The sequence below is a fragment of the Streptomyces sp. NPDC088707 genome (genome assembly GCF_044752725.1).
Classification (GTDB): Bacteria; Actinomycetota; Actinomycetes; order Streptomycetales; family Streptomycetaceae; genus Streptomyces.
The window spans coordinates 740,450-756,259 of record NZ_JBIVLV010000001.1 but is presented as its reverse complement, the minus strand read 5'-3'; the positions used below and the strand labels follow the sequence as shown (position 1 = coordinate 756,259).

13 protein-coding genes are annotated in these 15,810 nt (G+C 73.1%); 6 read left to right on the top strand and 7 right to left on the bottom strand.

The features are described 5' to 3' along the window. Positions 1-9 precede the first annotated feature (9 nt). The 3 genes from ACIP84_RS03385 (at position 10) to ACIP84_RS03375 (ending at position 5,235) form a co-directional block, all read left to right on the top strand. Positions 10-2,349, top strand: a complete 2,340-nt coding sequence (locus ACIP84_RS03385) for an LPXTG cell wall anchor domain-containing protein (RefSeq protein WP_401793949.1) — start codon at positions 10-12, stop codon at positions 2,347-2,349. A gap of 214 nt (positions 2,350-2,563) precedes the next feature. After that, positions 2,564-3,973: a glycoside hydrolase family 1 protein gene (locus ACIP84_RS03380; protein ID WP_401793947.1), complete on the top strand. Its 1,410-nt coding sequence runs from the start codon at positions 2,564-2,566 to the stop codon at positions 3,971-3,973. Beyond that, positions 3,970-5,235: an MFS transporter gene (locus tag ACIP84_RS03375; protein ID WP_401793944.1), complete on the top strand. Its 1,266-nt coding sequence runs from the start codon at positions 3,970-3,972 to the stop codon at positions 5,233-5,235. The genes ACIP84_RS03380 and ACIP84_RS03375 overlap by 4 nt, the downstream gene beginning before the upstream one ends. Positions 5,236-5,330: 95 nt before the next feature. On the opposite strand, the gene ACIP84_RS03370 is transcribed toward ACIP84_RS03375, so the two are convergent. Further along, positions 5,331-5,879: a GNAT family N-acetyltransferase gene (locus tag ACIP84_RS03370; RefSeq protein ID WP_401793941.1), complete on the bottom strand. Its 549-nt coding sequence runs from the start codon at positions 5,877-5,879 to the stop codon at positions 5,331-5,333. A gap of 29 nt (positions 5,880-5,908) precedes the next feature. Beyond that, complete coding sequence (locus ACIP84_RS03365) at positions 5,909-7,294, bottom strand: M1 family metallopeptidase (protein WP_401793938.1); 1,386 nt, start codon at positions 7,292-7,294, stop codon at positions 5,909-5,911. A gap of 180 nt (positions 7,295-7,474) precedes the next feature. Between ACIP84_RS03365 and ACIP84_RS03360 the strand changes: the two genes are divergently transcribed. The 3 genes from ACIP84_RS03360 (at position 7,475) to ACIP84_RS03350 (ending at position 10,431) form a co-directional block, all read left to right on the top strand. Continuing rightward, complete coding sequence (locus ACIP84_RS03360) at positions 7,475-8,302, top strand: serine protease (protein ID WP_355962934.1); 828 nt, start codon at positions 7,475-7,477, stop codon at positions 8,300-8,302. A 153-nt stretch (positions 8,303-8,455) separates the two neighbouring features. Beyond that, complete coding sequence (locus tag ACIP84_RS03355) at positions 8,456-9,652, top strand: alpha/beta hydrolase (RefSeq protein ID WP_401793935.1); 1,197 nt, start codon at positions 8,456-8,458, stop codon at positions 9,650-9,652. 158 nt (positions 9,653-9,810) lie between these two features. Continuing rightward, on the top strand, positions 9,811-10,431 hold the full coding sequence (locus tag ACIP84_RS03350; RefSeq protein WP_401795636.1) for a phosphatase PAP2 family protein: 621 nt from the start codon (positions 9,811-9,813) through the stop codon (positions 10,429-10,431). Positions 10,432-10,472: 41 nt separating this feature from the next. Here ACIP84_RS03350 and ACIP84_RS03345 read toward each other — a convergent pair whose 3' ends face one another. Genes ACIP84_RS03345 through ACIP84_RS03325 form a run of 5 tightly spaced genes read right to left on the bottom strand, consistent with a single transcriptional unit; the run spans position 10,473 to position 15,807 of the window. Next, positions 10,473-11,825, bottom strand: coding sequence for a glutamate-1-semialdehyde 2,1-aminomutase (locus tag ACIP84_RS03345; protein ID WP_401793932.1), 1,353 nt, complete (start codon positions 11,823-11,825; stop codon positions 10,473-10,475). Positions 11,826-11,847: 22 nt separating this feature from the next. Then, a complete protein-coding gene (gene rfbC, locus ACIP84_RS03340; protein WP_355962943.1) occupies positions 11,848-12,396 on the bottom strand; it encodes a dTDP-4-dehydrorhamnose 3,5-epimerase in 549 nt (182 codons plus the stop codon). Next, positions 12,393-13,631: a polysaccharide pyruvyl transferase family protein gene (locus ACIP84_RS03335; RefSeq protein ID WP_401793929.1), complete on the bottom strand. Its 1,239-nt coding sequence runs from the start codon at positions 13,629-13,631 to the stop codon at positions 12,393-12,395. The genes rfbC and ACIP84_RS03335 overlap by 4 nt, the downstream gene beginning before the upstream one ends. Then, a complete protein-coding gene (locus ACIP84_RS03330; protein ID WP_401793927.1) occupies positions 13,628-14,575 on the bottom strand; it encodes a glycosyltransferase family 2 protein in 948 nt (315 codons plus the stop codon). Before ACIP84_RS03330 ends, ACIP84_RS03335 begins: the two co-directional genes overlap by 4 nt. Continuing rightward, a complete protein-coding gene (locus ACIP84_RS03325) occupies positions 14,572-15,807 on the bottom strand; it encodes a hypothetical protein (RefSeq protein WP_401795633.1) in 1,236 nt (411 codons plus the stop codon). Before ACIP84_RS03325 ends, ACIP84_RS03330 begins: the two co-directional genes overlap by 4 nt. Between the last annotated feature and the right edge of the window lie 3 nt (positions 15,808-15,810).

Here is a 15,810-nt window from a genome sequence, read left to right as displayed (position 1 = left end):
GGAAGCACTGTGAAGCCAGCACGAATAGAGCGCCGCTGGCGTGCGCTCAGGAACAGCCTGCCGGCACTCGCCTGTGCCATCGTCATCACGATCACCGGCCAGCCGGTCGGCGGAATCGCCGAGGCCGCGCCGGCGCCGCCGAAGCTGAAGCCGGGCAAGCGCTGCGACGAGATGTACGGGGTGAAGAACGTGCCCACGGGCGGCCTGCCCCAGGGTGATGCCTCTCGTGCGGTGGACCGGTGGGACACGTACGACTACACCAACCCCGGTCTCCAGTTCGACGGCCTCAACCCCACCCAGGCCGATCTCGACGCGGCGGGCACCGACTACAAGAGGTACGACCACAGCGACCCGAGGCGCATCTACGCCCGGTTCAACGCGCAGCGGCGGTGGACGTCCTTCGGCGACTACCTCTCGAAGGTCTACATCCCGAACCAGGGCTACGACGCCCGCGGCAAGGCCTTCATGGGCAAGGTCGTGCGGGAGATGGGCCTGACCGGCCCGGACTGGATCTGCGAGAAGGAGTTCTACTTCAAGGACCCCGACACCGGTAAGCAGCACCTGCGCCGCCTCGACGCGTACAACAAGCGCACCCGGGAGATCGTGGAGGTCAAGTCCAACGGCAACCCCGACGGACGCGAGAAGCCCGCGGACCGCGCCTGGGCCAAGAACCAGGGCTGGCGCTCGTACAAGTACACCTACGTCTTCGCCGAGAACCAGACCCGCGACGCCAGGAACTTCATGAAGGAGCTCAAGGACACCGCGGGCAGGGACGCGCTCGGCCGCGACCGCGTCCGGTCCTACGACTACCAGTCCCACCACAGGGGCGTGCCCCCCAAGGGCACCGAGAACGGCCCGTACCGCGCGAACGGCACGACCATGTCGCCGGGCAACGGCGCCTCCACCGGGTCCCGAGGCTCCGGCAACCAGGTCATCAACCAGTCCCCGCCGAACCCGCAGACCCTCAAGGAGCAGCTCGACCGGCTCGGCAGGACCGGCGAGCGCGCCGCGATGAACCGCGGCCTCGGGGGCATCGACTTCACCACCCTCGACCTGCGCTACATCGGCAAGGGCAAGGGCGGCAAGGGCCTGGACTACGCGTTCTCCGCCAAGTCGGTGGAGGACGAGTACGCGGCCGGCTGGGGCGGCCAGGAGAAGGGCAATCTGATCTCCGACGCCTTCTTCACCTGGCTCGCCCTCGACCCGTCCACGTTCTGGGTGAACCTCAATCCGGACGAGCCGAACCGCATCATCGACGCGGGCTTCGGCAAGACCGACGCGGGCCGGGTCCTCCTGGAGGCCGACCTGGAGCTGAAGCACGACATCTTCAAGGCCATGGATCCGGAGACGGAGGCGGGCCGCAACTTCATGAACGCCCTGCCCCAGCGCGACGGCTTCCCCTGCTGGGCCGGCTTCCGGTACTGGATCGAGCCGGAGACCGCGGTCGTGCGCGAGCAGGACGGCGGCATCCACATCCTCGACACCCCGCTCAAGCTGTCCACGGTGCCGCAGGAGACCACCACGCAGCCGCCCGGCGGGAAGGGCTGCGACCTCACCGAGGCGGAGACGCAGCAGTCCGACCGCGTGCTCGACCGCTACATCACCCCGCTCGTCGCGGAGAAGGTCAACAACGGCGACTACTACGCCGACCTGCGCCGCGTCTACACGGCACGGGTGGCCGCCGAGTGGGTGCGCCAGAACGCCGCCGACATGCCCGCCGAGTACCGCAGGATCATCAACAGCAACGACGTGAGCCGCTGGCCGCTGCGCGCCCCGCACCGGAACTGGACCGGCAAGCAGGTCTGGGACCGCTACTACAAGGCCTTCACCGAGGGCACGTTCAAGTACAAGTGGTCCAACGGCGAGGAGGTCTACGTCTACACGGTGGGCGGCGTCGACTTCTCCAAGCAGCCCAAGAGCAACATGAACCCGGTGCGCTTCCGCACCGAGCAGCGCTACAAGCCCCGTACGGTCGGCTACGCGGTCGACACGATCGCCGACGACCCGAACAAGCAGGGTTATCTGATGTTCGGCGGCAACAGCGCCGGACGGTCCGAGACCGGTACGCCCAGTCCCACGCCCACCCCGACCGGTACGGCGAGCCCGACCGCGACCCCGTCCCCGACGGGTACGGGCAAGCCGACCCCGACCCCGTCGGATTCGGGGCCGACGGCCGGCCAGTCGCCGGGGGCCACCCCTCCGCCCGGTCCGAAGGACCCTGACGGCGGTCTCGCCGACACGGGCAGCAGCGCTCCCGTCGGTCTGATCGCCGGCATCGCGGCCGTCGCGATCGGTGCGGGCGGGGCACTCGTCTGGTGGCGCCGACGCCGGGGGCACACCGGGAGCTGACCGGTAGCGCACCTGTCCGGAGGACGGGCCCTTCCCGCGGGCGGGAAGGGCCCGTCCGCGTGTGGGGGAAGGGATCGCCCGCGTGTGGGGAAGGGCCCGTCCGCGTCCCGCGTCGGGGAAACCTGAGAATTGTTCACTTTCCATTGACAGGGTGGGCCCGGGGACCCGAAAGTGCCGTGAGCAACCCGCACGCCGCCGATCGAAGCGAGTCCTCATGACAGCGCCCGTACCCGAGTTCCCGGCCGGTTTCCTCTGGGGGGTCTCGGCCTCCGCCTTCCAGATCGAGGGCTCGCTCACGGCGGACGGCCGGGGCCCCTCCAGCTGGGACTCCTTCACCGGAGAAGAGGGACGCGTCAAGGACGGCTCGCGCGCGGACGTGGCCACCGACCACTACCGGCGCTACCGCGAGGACGTCGCCCTGATGGCCGAACTCGGCGTCGGCGCCTACCGGTTCTCGGTCTCCTGGTCCCGCGTCCTGCCCGAAGGGCACGGCCGCGTCAACGAGAAGGGGCTGGACTTCTACGACCGGCTCGTCGACGAGCTGTGCGCCTCGGGGATCGCCCCGGTGCCGACGCTCTTCCACTGGGACACCCCGCTCGCCCTGGAGAAGGACGGCGGCTGGCTCCAACGGGACACCGCCGAGCGGTTCGCGGCGTACGCCTCGGTGGTCGCCGAGCGGCTCGCCGACCGCGTACCCCGGTGGATCACCATCAACGAACCCGCCGAGGTCACCCTCCTCGGCTACGGCCTCGGCGAGCACGCCCCCGGCAGGCGCCTCGTCTTCGACGCCCTGCCCGCGGCCCACCACCAACTCCTGGCCCACGGCCTCGGCGTGCAGGCCCTGCGTGCCGCGGGCGCCCGCGAGATCGGCATCGCCGTCTCCCACAGCCCCGTCTGGACCGCCGGCGACAGCGACGACGACCGGGCGGCGGCCGAGCTGTACGACACCCTCACGAACCGGCTCTTCGCCGACCCCATCCTGACCGGCACCTACCCGGCGGGCCTCGCCTCGCTCCTCCCCGGCCCGGTCGCGGAGGACCTCAAGGTGATCTCCGAACCCCTCGACTGGTACGGGATCAACTACTACAACCCGATGCTCGTCGGCGCCCCGCAGCCGGCCGCCGCAGCGCCCGCCACCGCATCCGGCGCCGAGGCGGCCCCCGCCGGCTCCTCCTTCGGCGGCATCGAGATTCCGCCGGACCTCCCCTTCGCCGTCCGGCAGATCGAGGGACGCGAACTCACCGACTTCGGCTGGCCCGTGGTCCCGGACGGACTGCGCGAACTCCTCGCCACCCTGCGCGAGCGCTACGGCGACCGGCTGCCGCCGCTCTGCATCACCGAGAACGGCTGCTCGTACGGTGACGGGCCGGACCCCGCGACGGGACGCGTCGACGACGCCCGGCGGATCGCGTACCACGACGGCCATGTGCGCGCCCTGCACGAGGCGATGGCCGAGGGCGCCGACGTCCGCGGCTACTTCATCTGGTCGATCCTCGACAACTTCGAGTGGGCGGAGGGGTACCGGCAGCGCTTCGGGCTCGTCCACGTCGACTACGAGACGCTGGTACGGACGCCCAAGGAGTCGTTCGCCTGGTACCGCGACCTGATCAAGAGCGGCAGATGACCACCGAGGGGACGGCGGCGGAGGGAACCGCCGCCGAGCCGGCGCCCGAGCCCCCCGGTCCGGCCGGCGGACGCTGGGTGGGTGCGCTCTCCCTCGCCAACCTCGGGGTCTGGGTCGGCTGGTTCGGCCCGCTCCAACTGCTCCTGGCCCGCCAGGCCGAACAGCTCACCCCCGACCACAAGGCGTCCACCCTCGCCCTCGTGACGGGAGTCGGAGCGGCGGTGTCGATGGTCGCCAACCCGGTCTTCGGCGCGCTCTCCGACCGGACGACGGCCTCCGTGGGGCGGCGGATCCCCTGGGTGGTCGGCGGAGTGCTGGGCGGCGCGGCCGGACTGCTCGTCCTCGCCGCTGCGCAGAGCGTCACCACCGTGATCGCCGGCTGGTGCCTGGTCCAGCTCGCCCTCAACGCGGCCTTCGCCGCGCTCACCGCGGCCGTCCCCGACCAGGTGCCGCCGCGGCGGCGCGGTCTGGTGGGCGGGTGGCTCGGCGTCTCCCAGGTCGTCGGCATCCTGGTGGGCACGGCGCTCGCCACGGTCGCGGGCGGGGTGGTCGGCGGATATCTCGCCTGCGCGGTCTTCACGGTGCTCGCGGCCGTCCCGTACGTCGTGATGCGGCGCGACAGCCCGCTCTCCCCGGCCGCCCGGCCGGCCTTCCGGTGGCGGACGTTCCTCGGCGGCTTCTGGATCGACCCGCGCCGCCATCCCGACTTCGGGTGGGCCTGGCTCACCCGGTTCCTGATGAACCTGTCGTACTCCATCAGCACGATGTACCTGCTCTACTACCTGACCGACGCCGTGCGCTACGACGGCGACGCGGACAACGGCGTCCTGATCCTCACGGCGCTCAACGCGCTCACCCTGCTCTCCACGGTGGTGATCAGCGGCATCCGGTCGGACCGCAGCGGCCGGCGCAAGTCGTACGTGATCCGGTCCGGCCTCGTCATCTCCGCCGCCACCCTGCTGCTCGCGGTCTGGCAGACCTGGACGGGCGCCGTCGTCGCCTCGCTGGTGCTCGGCCTCGGCTTCGGCGTGTACACGGCCGTGGACTTCGCCCTGCTCACGGACGTGCTGCCGGCGGCGGAGGACCGGGGCAAGGACCTGGGCGTCATCAACATCGCCAACGCGCTTCCGCAGGTCCTCGCCCCCGTGGTCGCGGCCCCGGTCGTCACCCACTTCGGCGGCTACACGGCCCTGTACGCCCTCGCGGGTGCCCTGGCCCTCGCGGGGTCGGTCCTGGTACGGCGCATCCGCTCGGTCCCGTAGCCGACGGCACGCCGTCGGTGCGGGCGCGCGGCCTCACGGCCGGTGGCAGAAGGGTGGGGCCCGGCGGCCCCGCCGTGGCCCCCGGGCCTCGGGGCTCAGACCTCGCGCAGGGACGGGTCCGGCGTCCAGGGGGCCGGTGCGGTGATGGCCCAGCGTTCGTGGTCGCGCCAGTCCCCGTCGATGTAGAGGTAGGCGGGGGAGAGGCCCTCGTGGCGGAAGCCCAGCCGCTGGACCACGGCCAGGGAGGCCTTGTTGCCCGGCTGGATGTTGGCCTCCAGGCGGTGCAGCCGCAGCTCCGTGAACGCGTACTCCAGGACGGCGGTGAGGCCCTCGGTCATGTAGCCGCGCCCCGCGGAGGGGGCGAAGGCCGCATAGCCGAGGGACGCGCCCTGGTAGCGGCCCCGGATGATCGAGTTGATGTTGACCATGCCGGCGGCCGCGCCGGTCTCCTTGACGCGGATCAGCAGGCCCTGGTTGCTGCCGTCGTCGAAACGGCGCATCCAGGTCCGGAACTCCTCCGCGGTGACGGGCAGTTGCATCCAGGGTCCGTGCAGTTCGGCGCTGGCGCGTACGAGCGAGCAGAACTCGTCCTGGTCGGAGAGGGTGAGCGGGCGCAGTTCGACCCGTGACGGAGTGGTGAGCATGGGCCAACGTTATCCCCGCACCCCGGCGGTCAGTGGATCCTGTGCTCCGTCCAGAACGGGCCGAGATCCTTCGGGGTCGCCGCCTGGGCCGCGCGCGTGAAGTCCGCTGTGGTGGCGACGCCCAGCCAGTGGTCCCGTACGTAGCCGCGCAGCATGCCCGCCATCGCCGGGCCGCCCAGGACGCGCTCCAGGTCGTGCAGGGCGCAGGAGCCGCGCCGGTAGACGACGCGGACGTACTCCGAGCGGCGACCGTCCGCGTAGTAGGCCATGGACCGGGTGAGGGCGGCCGTGTCGCTGGGCCACATGCCCTGGTCGTCCCAGCAGGTCGTGGTGGCGAGGCCGTAGTAGAGCTCGTTCGCGTACTGGGCGAAGGACTCGTCCAGCCAGGGCGAGGCGAACTGGTCGTTGCCGACGATGCCGTAGAACCACTGGTGGGCGATCTCGTGGACGACGGCGGACCCCTCCGGTTCGGTCCACAGGAGGACGAGGCCGGGGAACTCCATGCTGCCGAAGTCGTCGAGGCTGTCGCTCATGACGAGGTCGAGCTCGCCGTATGGGTAGCGCCCGAAGCGCTTGCCGAACGCGTCGACCGAGCCGACGGCGTCCCGCAGATCGGTGGCGACGCCCTCGGGGGACGTGGTCGCGGTCCAGTACGCGTTCAGCCGGACCCCGCCGGGCGTGGTCACCTCCTTCGACGCGAACGGACCCGCCGCCCACGCGAAGTCCCGTACCCCGCGCGCGACGCTGGTGCCGACCGTGCGGCCGGGCGCGCCGGCGCGCCGGGTGGTGGTGCCCGTCGCGGGGACGACGAGCGCGCTCGGGTGGTCGAGCACGACCCGGAAGTCACCGGCGAGGGTGTGGAAGCTCTCGCCGAAGCCCACGTCCGGGTCGAGGTGCCGGCCCTGTGCGTCGCGCACCGACAGCAGCGGCAGCGCGTTGCCGAGATAGCGGTACGCGCCGTCCCTGCCGAAGCGGTGGACGCGGTCCGGGACCGTGATCGCGACGTCGAAGGAGACGCTCGCGCGCGCCCCGTGCGGCAGGGGGGCCGGCAGGTCGATCCGCAGCGCCGTGCAGCCCACGGTGAGCGGCCGCGGTGTGCCGCCGGCGACCCCGCTCACCCGGACCGGGGACGGACTGCCCGGGGTGCCGCAGCCGTCGGTGCCGTTGCCCCACAGCCGTACGTCGACCGAACGCAGCGGAGTGCGGGCGGCGTTGCGGAAGGACACCGTCTGCCGGCCGGCCCAGCGCGAGCCGTCGTCGTCGGCGCGCAGTGCCACGTCGTACGAGGGGCGGTCCGGTGTCGCCGCCGGTGCCGGGGCGTGCGCCGGGGCCTGCGCCCCGGCCGACTGCGGGACGCACAGCAGGAGGGCTGCGAGGGCGAGCGTCGTCGCCCGCCAAGGCCTGAGCGAGGTCATGACAGGCACGCTAGAACGCGAGTACGCCCGGACGGGTGTGTTCCGGGGTGCTGCCGCGACGGAGCCCCGCGGCCGGGGGACAGCCCCACCGTGTTCGCGCCCGCTGACCGGATGGTCCGGCGGATCTCGAACCGAGCAGAGTGGGTCGGGCACACCAGGATGCACGACGGAAGGACCCCTGTGTTCAGCTTCAAGTCGGCCGGCCGCCGGGCGGCGCGCACCACCGCCGTCGGCGCCCTTGCCGTCGCGACCTGCGCCACCCTGATGTCCGGCAGCGCCGGAGCGATCGTCAACGGGACCGACGCCACGGAGCGCTATCCCTTCATGGCGACGATCCCCGAGTCGGCCCCGGAGCACGGGTTGTACGACGGAAACTGCGGGGCCTCGCTGATCGACCCCCAGTGGGTGCTGACGGCCGCCCACTGCGTCACCGGCGACGGACTGGTCCTCGACGGCATCGTCCGCATCGGCAGCCAGGCCCGGAAATCGGGGGGAACCGTCCGGGCCATCGAGCGGACCGTCGTCCACCCCGGCTTCGTCAGCGGCGACGGGAAGGGCGCCAACAAGAACGACATCGCGCTGATCCGCCTCGACCGCCCGGTCTCCGAGCGGCCCGTCAGGATCGCGGAGCGGGCCGGACGGCCCGGGACCCCGACCCGGATCCTGGGATTCGGCACCACCGCCGACACCGAACTGAACTTCGCGGAGCGGCTGCAGGAGCTGCGGACGCGCACGGGTGCCGTCGGCGAGTGCGCCCCCGGCTACGCGGACCGGACCCGGCTGTGCACGATCAGCCGGGTTCCCGAGGCCATGGCGTGCTTCGGGGACTCCGGCGGACCGCAGCTCCAGAAGGGCGGGCACGGGCGGTGGGAGCTCGTCGGGGCCACCTCGGGTCCCGGCGCCCCGGGGGTCGCCTGCTCGGCCGGGCCGGGCCTCTACACCCACGTGCCCGCGTACGCGGACTGGATCCGGAAGACGATCAGAAAGGCCCCCGGGCACGCCTCCTGACCCCGGCCACGAATTCCCCTGGTCACGACGCAACCCCGGGGGTCGTCGGACGTCTGTCGAATTGAAGCCATGCGTGGGGCGCGGGGAGCCGCTCCCGGCGGCCCACGCGCACGGCACACCGTTCCACCGCCCACGGCTCATGGAGACCGACTCTTGAAGCACGCCGACACGTCCACGGCCGCTCGCCGCCGTCCGCTGCGCGCCCGCGCACTCACCGCCTCCGCGGCGGCCCTCGTCGTACCGCAGGCCCTGGCAGGAGGCCCCGCCGCCGCTGTCACCCCCGCCGCCCAGGGCCCGCGGGGCGTCACCTCCGTCACCTACGACCTGGGCGACCAGGCCTATCGGCTGCCGGGGACCGGGGAGCCGGTAGAGATCGCCGGGACCGTGCACTACCCGACGGATCTCGGAACCGCGCCGCGGCCCCTCGTCGTCCAACTGCACGGCTGGCACGAGACCTGTGCGGACCGGGCGGCGGAGGAGGCGCGCTCCGCCGCCGAACGCGCCGAGGACTGGGAGGCGTTCGCCGCCGCGAGCGCGAAGCTGTTCAGCTGGCCCTGCGCGCCCGGCACCCGACCGATCGCCAACGACCGGGGCTACGACTACCTCGGCGAGCAACTGGCCCGCCGGGGTTTCGTCGTGGTCTCCATCCGCGCCAACGGCATCAACGCCTCGTCGGTGTGGGGGGACGAGAACGCCTCCGCGCGGGCCGACCTGGTCAACAGGCACCTGGCCCTGTGGCAGCAGCTCAGTGCCTCGGGACGCGGCGGTCTCGCCGGCGCGTTCCGCGACGCGGCCACGGGCAAGCCGCGGCACGTCGACCTCCGGCACCGCGTCGACCTGAACAACGTCGGCACCATGGGCCACTCCCGTGGCGGCGCGGGCGTGACATGGCAGGCGGCCGACCGCCACGAGGACCAGTGGCCCACCGGGGTCAAGGTCAGGGCGGTCCTGGCCCTGGCCCCCGCCTACAACGTCATGACCGAGGACACGGCCGCGTACGAGACCACGAAGACCCCCATGGCAGTGCTGCGCGGGACCTGTGACGGCCAGGTCGGCCGTGAGGCCTTCTCCTTCGCCGCCGACGCCACCGCCAGGAGCACCGCCGGCTTCCACCGGCTTGCGATACCCGGAGCGAATCACAACTACTTCAACACGGAGTGGTCGCCGCGGAGCGGAGAGGTCGCCGCCCGCGACGACGCCGCACACGACGCCGACCGGCCCGGCCTGTGCACCGAACCCGGCGGCTCCGCCTACGCGCCCCAGCTGACCGAAGCGGACCAGCGACGGGTCGGCGCGGCCTACGCCGAGGCCTTCTTCCGGCGGTACCTCGGCGACGGCCGGCGGTTCTGAGCCCGGGGGAGGACAGGAATCGGCCCAAAACCGTCCCCACCGGCGGTATAGGCTCGCTGGAGACCGGCCCGGCGACGACGGTCGGACTCGACGGGGGGCTCGCCTTGGAACGCCTGGCGGAACGGGACCGGCCCGCGCCCGCGGTGCTGCCCGCGCCGATGCGCGGACGGATCCTGCTGACCGCGGCGGTCGCCGCACTGGTGGTCGTCGTGCTCGGCGTCCTGTACGCCGACGCCGGCCGGCCCGGCAGCATGGACGCGCGGATCCTGGCCGCGGTCGAGGGGGTCGGGCCGCGGGCGCGGAACATCGCCCTGGCCACGGACTTCCTGGGTGAACCCATGGGCGCGGTGACCCTGGTCGCCGCCGTCGTCGCGGGCTGCCTGCTGCTGCGGCGTCCTCGCGCGGCGGTCCTCGTCGTCGCGGGCGTCGGCCTCGCCGTGGTGACGACGAGGCTGCTCAAGCACCTGGTGGGACGCACCATCCACGGCGACGAGAACCTCTCGTACCCGAGCGGGCACACCGCCTTCCTCACCGCGCTCGCGCTCGTCGTGACGCTGCTCGCGACCGGCCGGTCCGGCCTCGGCAGGACGGCCGGCACCGCGCTCGTGCTGCTCGTGGCGCTGGTCGCCGGCGTCGCCATGGGCTGGGCGCAGGTCGTCCTGGGCGCCCACTATCCGACCGACGCCCTCGGCGGCTGGTTCACCGCGCTCGCGGTGATCCCGGCGACCGCGTGGGTGGTCGACCGGGTGGCCGACTCCCGTCGGCGCAAAGCTCGCTGACGTGACGTCACCCGCTGTGGGGTGACGTCACGTCGAGGCACTCACACCAGGCGCCGGAAGACGGGCTTCACCGGCCGCCCGGCGAGCCACGGGGTGGGGTCGGCGGCGTCCAACGCCTTCCGGTACACCGCGCACGCCTGGGCCACCACCTCGACCGTCCGGTCGATGTCGTCGTCGTCGAGCGCGCTGCTCACCACGAACGACGGGGCGAGCACACCGCCGGCGAGGAGCCGGCGCAGGAACAGCGTGCGGTACTCCTGCGACGGCCGCCGGTTCTCGTCGAGGGTGGCGAAGACCAGGTTGCTGGCCCGGCCCCGGACGATCAGGTGGTCGCCGACGCCCATGGCGGCGGCGGCCTCGCGTACCCCGGCGGCCAACCGCTCGCCGAGGGCGTGCAGCCGCGCGGTGACGCCCTCCTCGACGTAGGTGGTCTGCACGGCCGAGGCGGCGGCGAGCGCGTGCGTCTCCGCGCCGTGCGTGGTGGACAGCAGGAACACCCGCTCGCCGGAGTGGCGCAGCCCGCCCCACTCCATCAGTTCGCGGCGCCCGGCGAGCGCGGAGACGGCGAACCCGTTGCCCAGCGCCTTGCCGAAGGTGGAGAGGTCGGGGACGACGCCGTACAAACCCTGCGCCCCAGCCTCGGACCAGCGCAGACCGGTGATCATCTCGTCGAAGACCAGCACGCAGCCGTGCCGGTCGGCCAGCTCGCGCAGGCCGGCGAGGTACCCGGGCGGCGGCTCGGTGTGCCCGGCGGGTTCGAGGATCAGACAGGCGACCTCGTCCCGGTACCGGGTGAGCAGCTCCGCGGTGGCGGCGAGGTCCCCGTAGGGGAACGGCACGGTGAGCTCGGTGGTGGCCGCCGGGATGCCGGCGGACATCGGCGTGGTGCCGATGAACCAGTCGTCGACGGAGAAGAACGGATGGTCGCCGCAGACGGCCACCCGCGGGCGCCCGGTGACGGCGCGGGCGAGGCGCACCGCGGCGGTGGTGACGTCGGAGCCGTTCTTCGCGAACTTGACCATCTCGGCGGTCGGCACCGTGGCCAGGAAGCGCTCGGCGGCCTCGACCTCCACGATGGACGGCCGGACGAAGTTGCCGCCCCGGTCGATCTCCCGCCGTACCGCTTCGAGCACGCGCGGGTGCGCGTGGCCGAGGCTGACCGACCGAAGCCCGGAGCCGTACTCGATGTAGCGGTTGCCGTCGACGTCCCACACGTGGGCCCCCCGGCCGTGGCTGATGACCGGGGCCAGGTTCTCGGGGTACTGGTCGTCGCCCTTGGCGTAGGTGTGCGCGCCCCCGGGGATCAGGTCGTGCAGCCGCTCGTTCGCCTGCCGCGACCGGGGCAGGGAGAACTCTTGCGTCTCTGCGGTCTCTTCGGTCTCTTCGGTGTCCACGCGGACTTCACTCTCCAGGGCGTCAGGGCTTGTGCTTCAGGGCCTCGGCGAGGCTCGGGGCCTCCCGGTCCCGGGGGGACATCGACACGGGCGGCAGCGGCCAGGGGATGGCGAGTTCCGGGTCGTCGAAGGCGATCGTCACGTCCTCGGCCGGGTCGTGCTCGCGGTCGATCCGGTACGAGGTGTCGGCGGTCTCGGTCAGTGCCTGGAAGCCGTGCGCGCACCCCGCCGGGATGTAGAGGGTCGTCTGCGTCTCGCCGGACAGCTCGAAGAAGGCCCGGTTGCGGTACGTCGGCGAGTCCGTCCGCAGGTCCACGACGACGTCGAAGATCCTGCCGTACGAGCACCGCACCAGCTTGGCCTCGCCGGCGCCGGAGCGCAGGTGCATGCCGCGGAGCACGCCCCGGACCGAACGGGACACGCTGTCCTGGACGAAGGCGTCCGGGTCGAGGCCCACCGAGCGGACCACGCCGGCGTCGAACGTCCGGCAGAAGAAGCCGCGTTCGTCGGCGTACGGCGTGGGCTCGAACAGGTACGCGCCGTCGATCTCGGGGACGGGGATCGCTTTCATGAGGTCTCCCGCTGGGCGTGGATGTGGGCACGGCCGGTTCTCGGGAACACGGCCGCGGTCAGGGCGGTGAACTGCTCGTCGAGCTGCCGCGCGACGGTCCGGTTCCGCTCGGCGAGGGTCAGCCGCAGCTCCGCCGCGTGCTTCTCCAGCTCCCGGAACGCGTCGAGCAGGCGGTCGGCGTCGACCGCGCGGGCCGGGTGGCAGTAGGCGCCGAGACCCATCCGTTCCATGAGCGCGTTGCTCTTCGCCGCGTAGCTGAGCGCGAGCGTCGGCACGCCGACCTTCAGCGCGCAGACCAGGTTGTGGTACCGGGTCGCCACCACGGCGTCGGCGGCCGCCATCTCCTTCATCAGGTCGTCGAGCGAGGCCGTCTCGGCGGCGGTGACCAGCGGGGAGTCCACGGCGTCGAGGATCGCGGCGACCACCTCCCCGTCGACCTGGTCGCCGGTGAGCAGCCGGACCGGTCTGCCGTCCTCGACCAGCGCGCGGACGAAGCGGGTCGTCCCGTCCAGGTAGCGGCGGTGGATCTCCTCCGCCCTGGCACGGTCGTCGTCCCCGCCGTGGAAGGCCATGACGCCGACGCACACCGGGCCCGGCGCCCCCGAGGGGGCGCCGGACGGCGGTGTCGGCAGGGCGAAGGCGAGATCCGGGTGGACCTCGTCGCGCGCGGTGTCCACGCCCATCGCCCGCAGGGCGTCCCGGGACTGGTCGTCCCGGTACGACCGGTACGTGGCGAGCCGTGCCGACCGGCGCACCAGGGCCCGGGTCGCCCGGTTGCCGATCGGGCCGGCTCCGACGCCGACCAGCGCGACCCGGGTGCCGAACAGCCGGCCGGACGCGCAGAGCAGGAACAGCGCGTACGGGAAGCCCCACGGCCGCAGCGGCAGCGTGGCCTCCAGGACACCCATGCCCGGCACGATCACCACGTCGTGCCGCCGCACCCAGGCGGCGGTGCGGACGGCGTCGACGAGTTTGCCGATCCCCTTCCCCGCGATCGCGCCCGCCCGCGACGCGGTCCGGTACTCCCCGCGGTACCAGTGCAGCCGTGTCGCGGGGAGCCCGTGCCGGAGCCGTACGGCCTCGGGACCGCCGCACATCGCGTCCACGGTCGCCTCCTCGTGGTCCCGGCGGAGGTACGCGAGCACCGCCTCCATCGACCCGTCGTTGCCGAGGTTCCCCGAGCCGAGCAGCCCGAACAGCCCGACGTGGACCGGAGGCCCCGTCGGGGGCCTCATGCCCGCCTGCCTTCCCGGCCGGCCACGATCGCGTCGAGGGAGACGGTGAGCCGGGCCGGGTCGACCGGGGCGCGGTCCTCGACCCGCTCGCCGGCACCGGGCCGGGCCCGGCTGGCCGCCCAGGAGACGAGGTGGCCGTAGCAGGCGCGCCGGTCCGCGGGCGACAGCGGCGCCCGCCGGATCGCCGCGACGAATCCCCAGACGTACTCGGCGAGCAGCCGGGGCGTCGGGTGCAGCGGGCCGGCCCGGCGCGGGTCGAGGTTGACGCAGCGGGAGCGCTTGGAGGGGTTGGCCCGCTCGGCGCGGGTGGGATGGTCCCGGCGGAAGTACAGCAGCTCCGGCACCTGGTGGAAACGGCCGTGGAGGCCGATCTCGGAGACGAACGTGCGGTCCGCGTGGTGGTAGCTGTCGTGCGGCTTCACCCGGCGCAGCACGTCGGCCCGCATCACTCCGTAGAAGTCGTCCCCGCCGGGCTCGAACAGCATGCTGCGGAAGCGCTCCGGCGCGCGCGGCGAGTCGGTGGCGAGCGTGTACTCGTACGGGACCTTCACCCGGCCCTCGCCGTCGATGACGGCCTGGTCGGCGTGGGCCAGGATCACGTCCGGCCGCTCGTCCAGCGCGTCCACGCAGCGCCGCAGCAGGTCCCGGGCGTACAGGTCGTCGTGCGAGGCCCACTTGAACAGCTCGCCGCGGCACTGGGTGAACACGTAGTTGTGGTTCGGCGCGGCGCCGATGTTCCGGGTCAGCCGGATGTACCGGATGCGCGAGTCCCGTGCCGCGTACGCGCGGCAGATGTCCTGGGTGCCGTCGGTCGAGGCGTTGTCGGAGATGACCAGCTCGAAGTCCTCGTAGGTCTGGCCGAGCAGGGCGTCGAGCGCCTCGGCGAGGTACTCCTCGCCGTTGTACACGGGCAGGCCGATGCCGAGCCGGGGTGGGGCGGTCATGGTGTCCTCACTTCGGGAAGGGGGTTCTGGCGGTGCTCGCGCAGGGCGGACCGCAGCTCCAGCCACCACACGGCCGAGCTGCCGAGCGTCGCGGCGGCGACGCCCCAGGCCGAGCCGACCGTGCCGGCGACGACCGCTCCGCCGAGCCCGCCGCCGACATAGAGGGTGGAGGCGATCAACTGGCAGCGCAGACTGCGCCGGGCCGCGGCGAGCGCACGGAGCCCGGCCGCCGCGCCGGTGCCGAGGCTCGCGGCCGCGACGCCGAGCGTGGCCGGCACGATGAGCTCAGAGGCGGCCTGCCAGACGCCGCCGAGCACGAGCTCACCGAGCCGGTCCGGCACGAGCAGCAGCGCCGCGCCCCAGAGCAGCGCGGCGGCGGCCTGTCCGCCGCCGAGCAGGAGGCAGAACGCGCGCAGGCGGTGCGGGGCCTGCCGCAGCACCCGTGCCGCCTCCGCTACGGTCACCAGCGACAGGCCCATCAGGACGGCGAGGAACGGGCCGAGCAGGAGCTCGGCGCCCCGGACCACCCCCACCGCGCTGACGCCGACGATCGCGCCGAGCCCGTACGCCCGCAGTTGTCCCGCGCCGCTGACGCCGGCGTTCTCGACGAGGTACCGGTAGCCGAGGTCGCGCTGCTCGCGCGTCCAGGCGCGCGCCCCGGCCGGCCGGGGCCGGATCCCGGACTGGAGGTAGCCGTACCCCGCGGCCACCGCGGCGGACGCCCCCCAGGCGAGCACGAAGGCCGCCACGCTGCCCACGCGGGCCGCCACGACCATGGCCGGGACGAGCGCGACGCCCATCACGAGGTCGTTGACGAACGCCTTGCGCCCGGCACCCGCCGCGAAGAACGAGAACCGCCAGGCGTCCTGGAGCAGCAGCCCCGGCAGGACGACGCCGAGGCAGGCGAACGCCGGTCCCACGGAGCCGCCGAGCCCGAGTCCGAGGGCCAGACACACGGCGCCGATGGCGACGCCGACGCCGAGGGCGGTACCCGACGACCGGGCCACCGCCCCACGCCAGGAAGCCTCCGGCACGCCGCTGAAACGCACCATGAGCGGGTCGGTGGCCAGCCCGCGGGAGACGCCGAGCACCACGCCGAAGGTCACCCAGGCCAGGCTGAACACGCCGAACGCGGCCAGTCCGAGCGAGCGTGCCACATAGATGCCCACCACGAAGTTGGTCGCGCTGGACGCCGCCTGGTCGGCGAGACCCCAGGACAGCCGGCCGGCCATGGC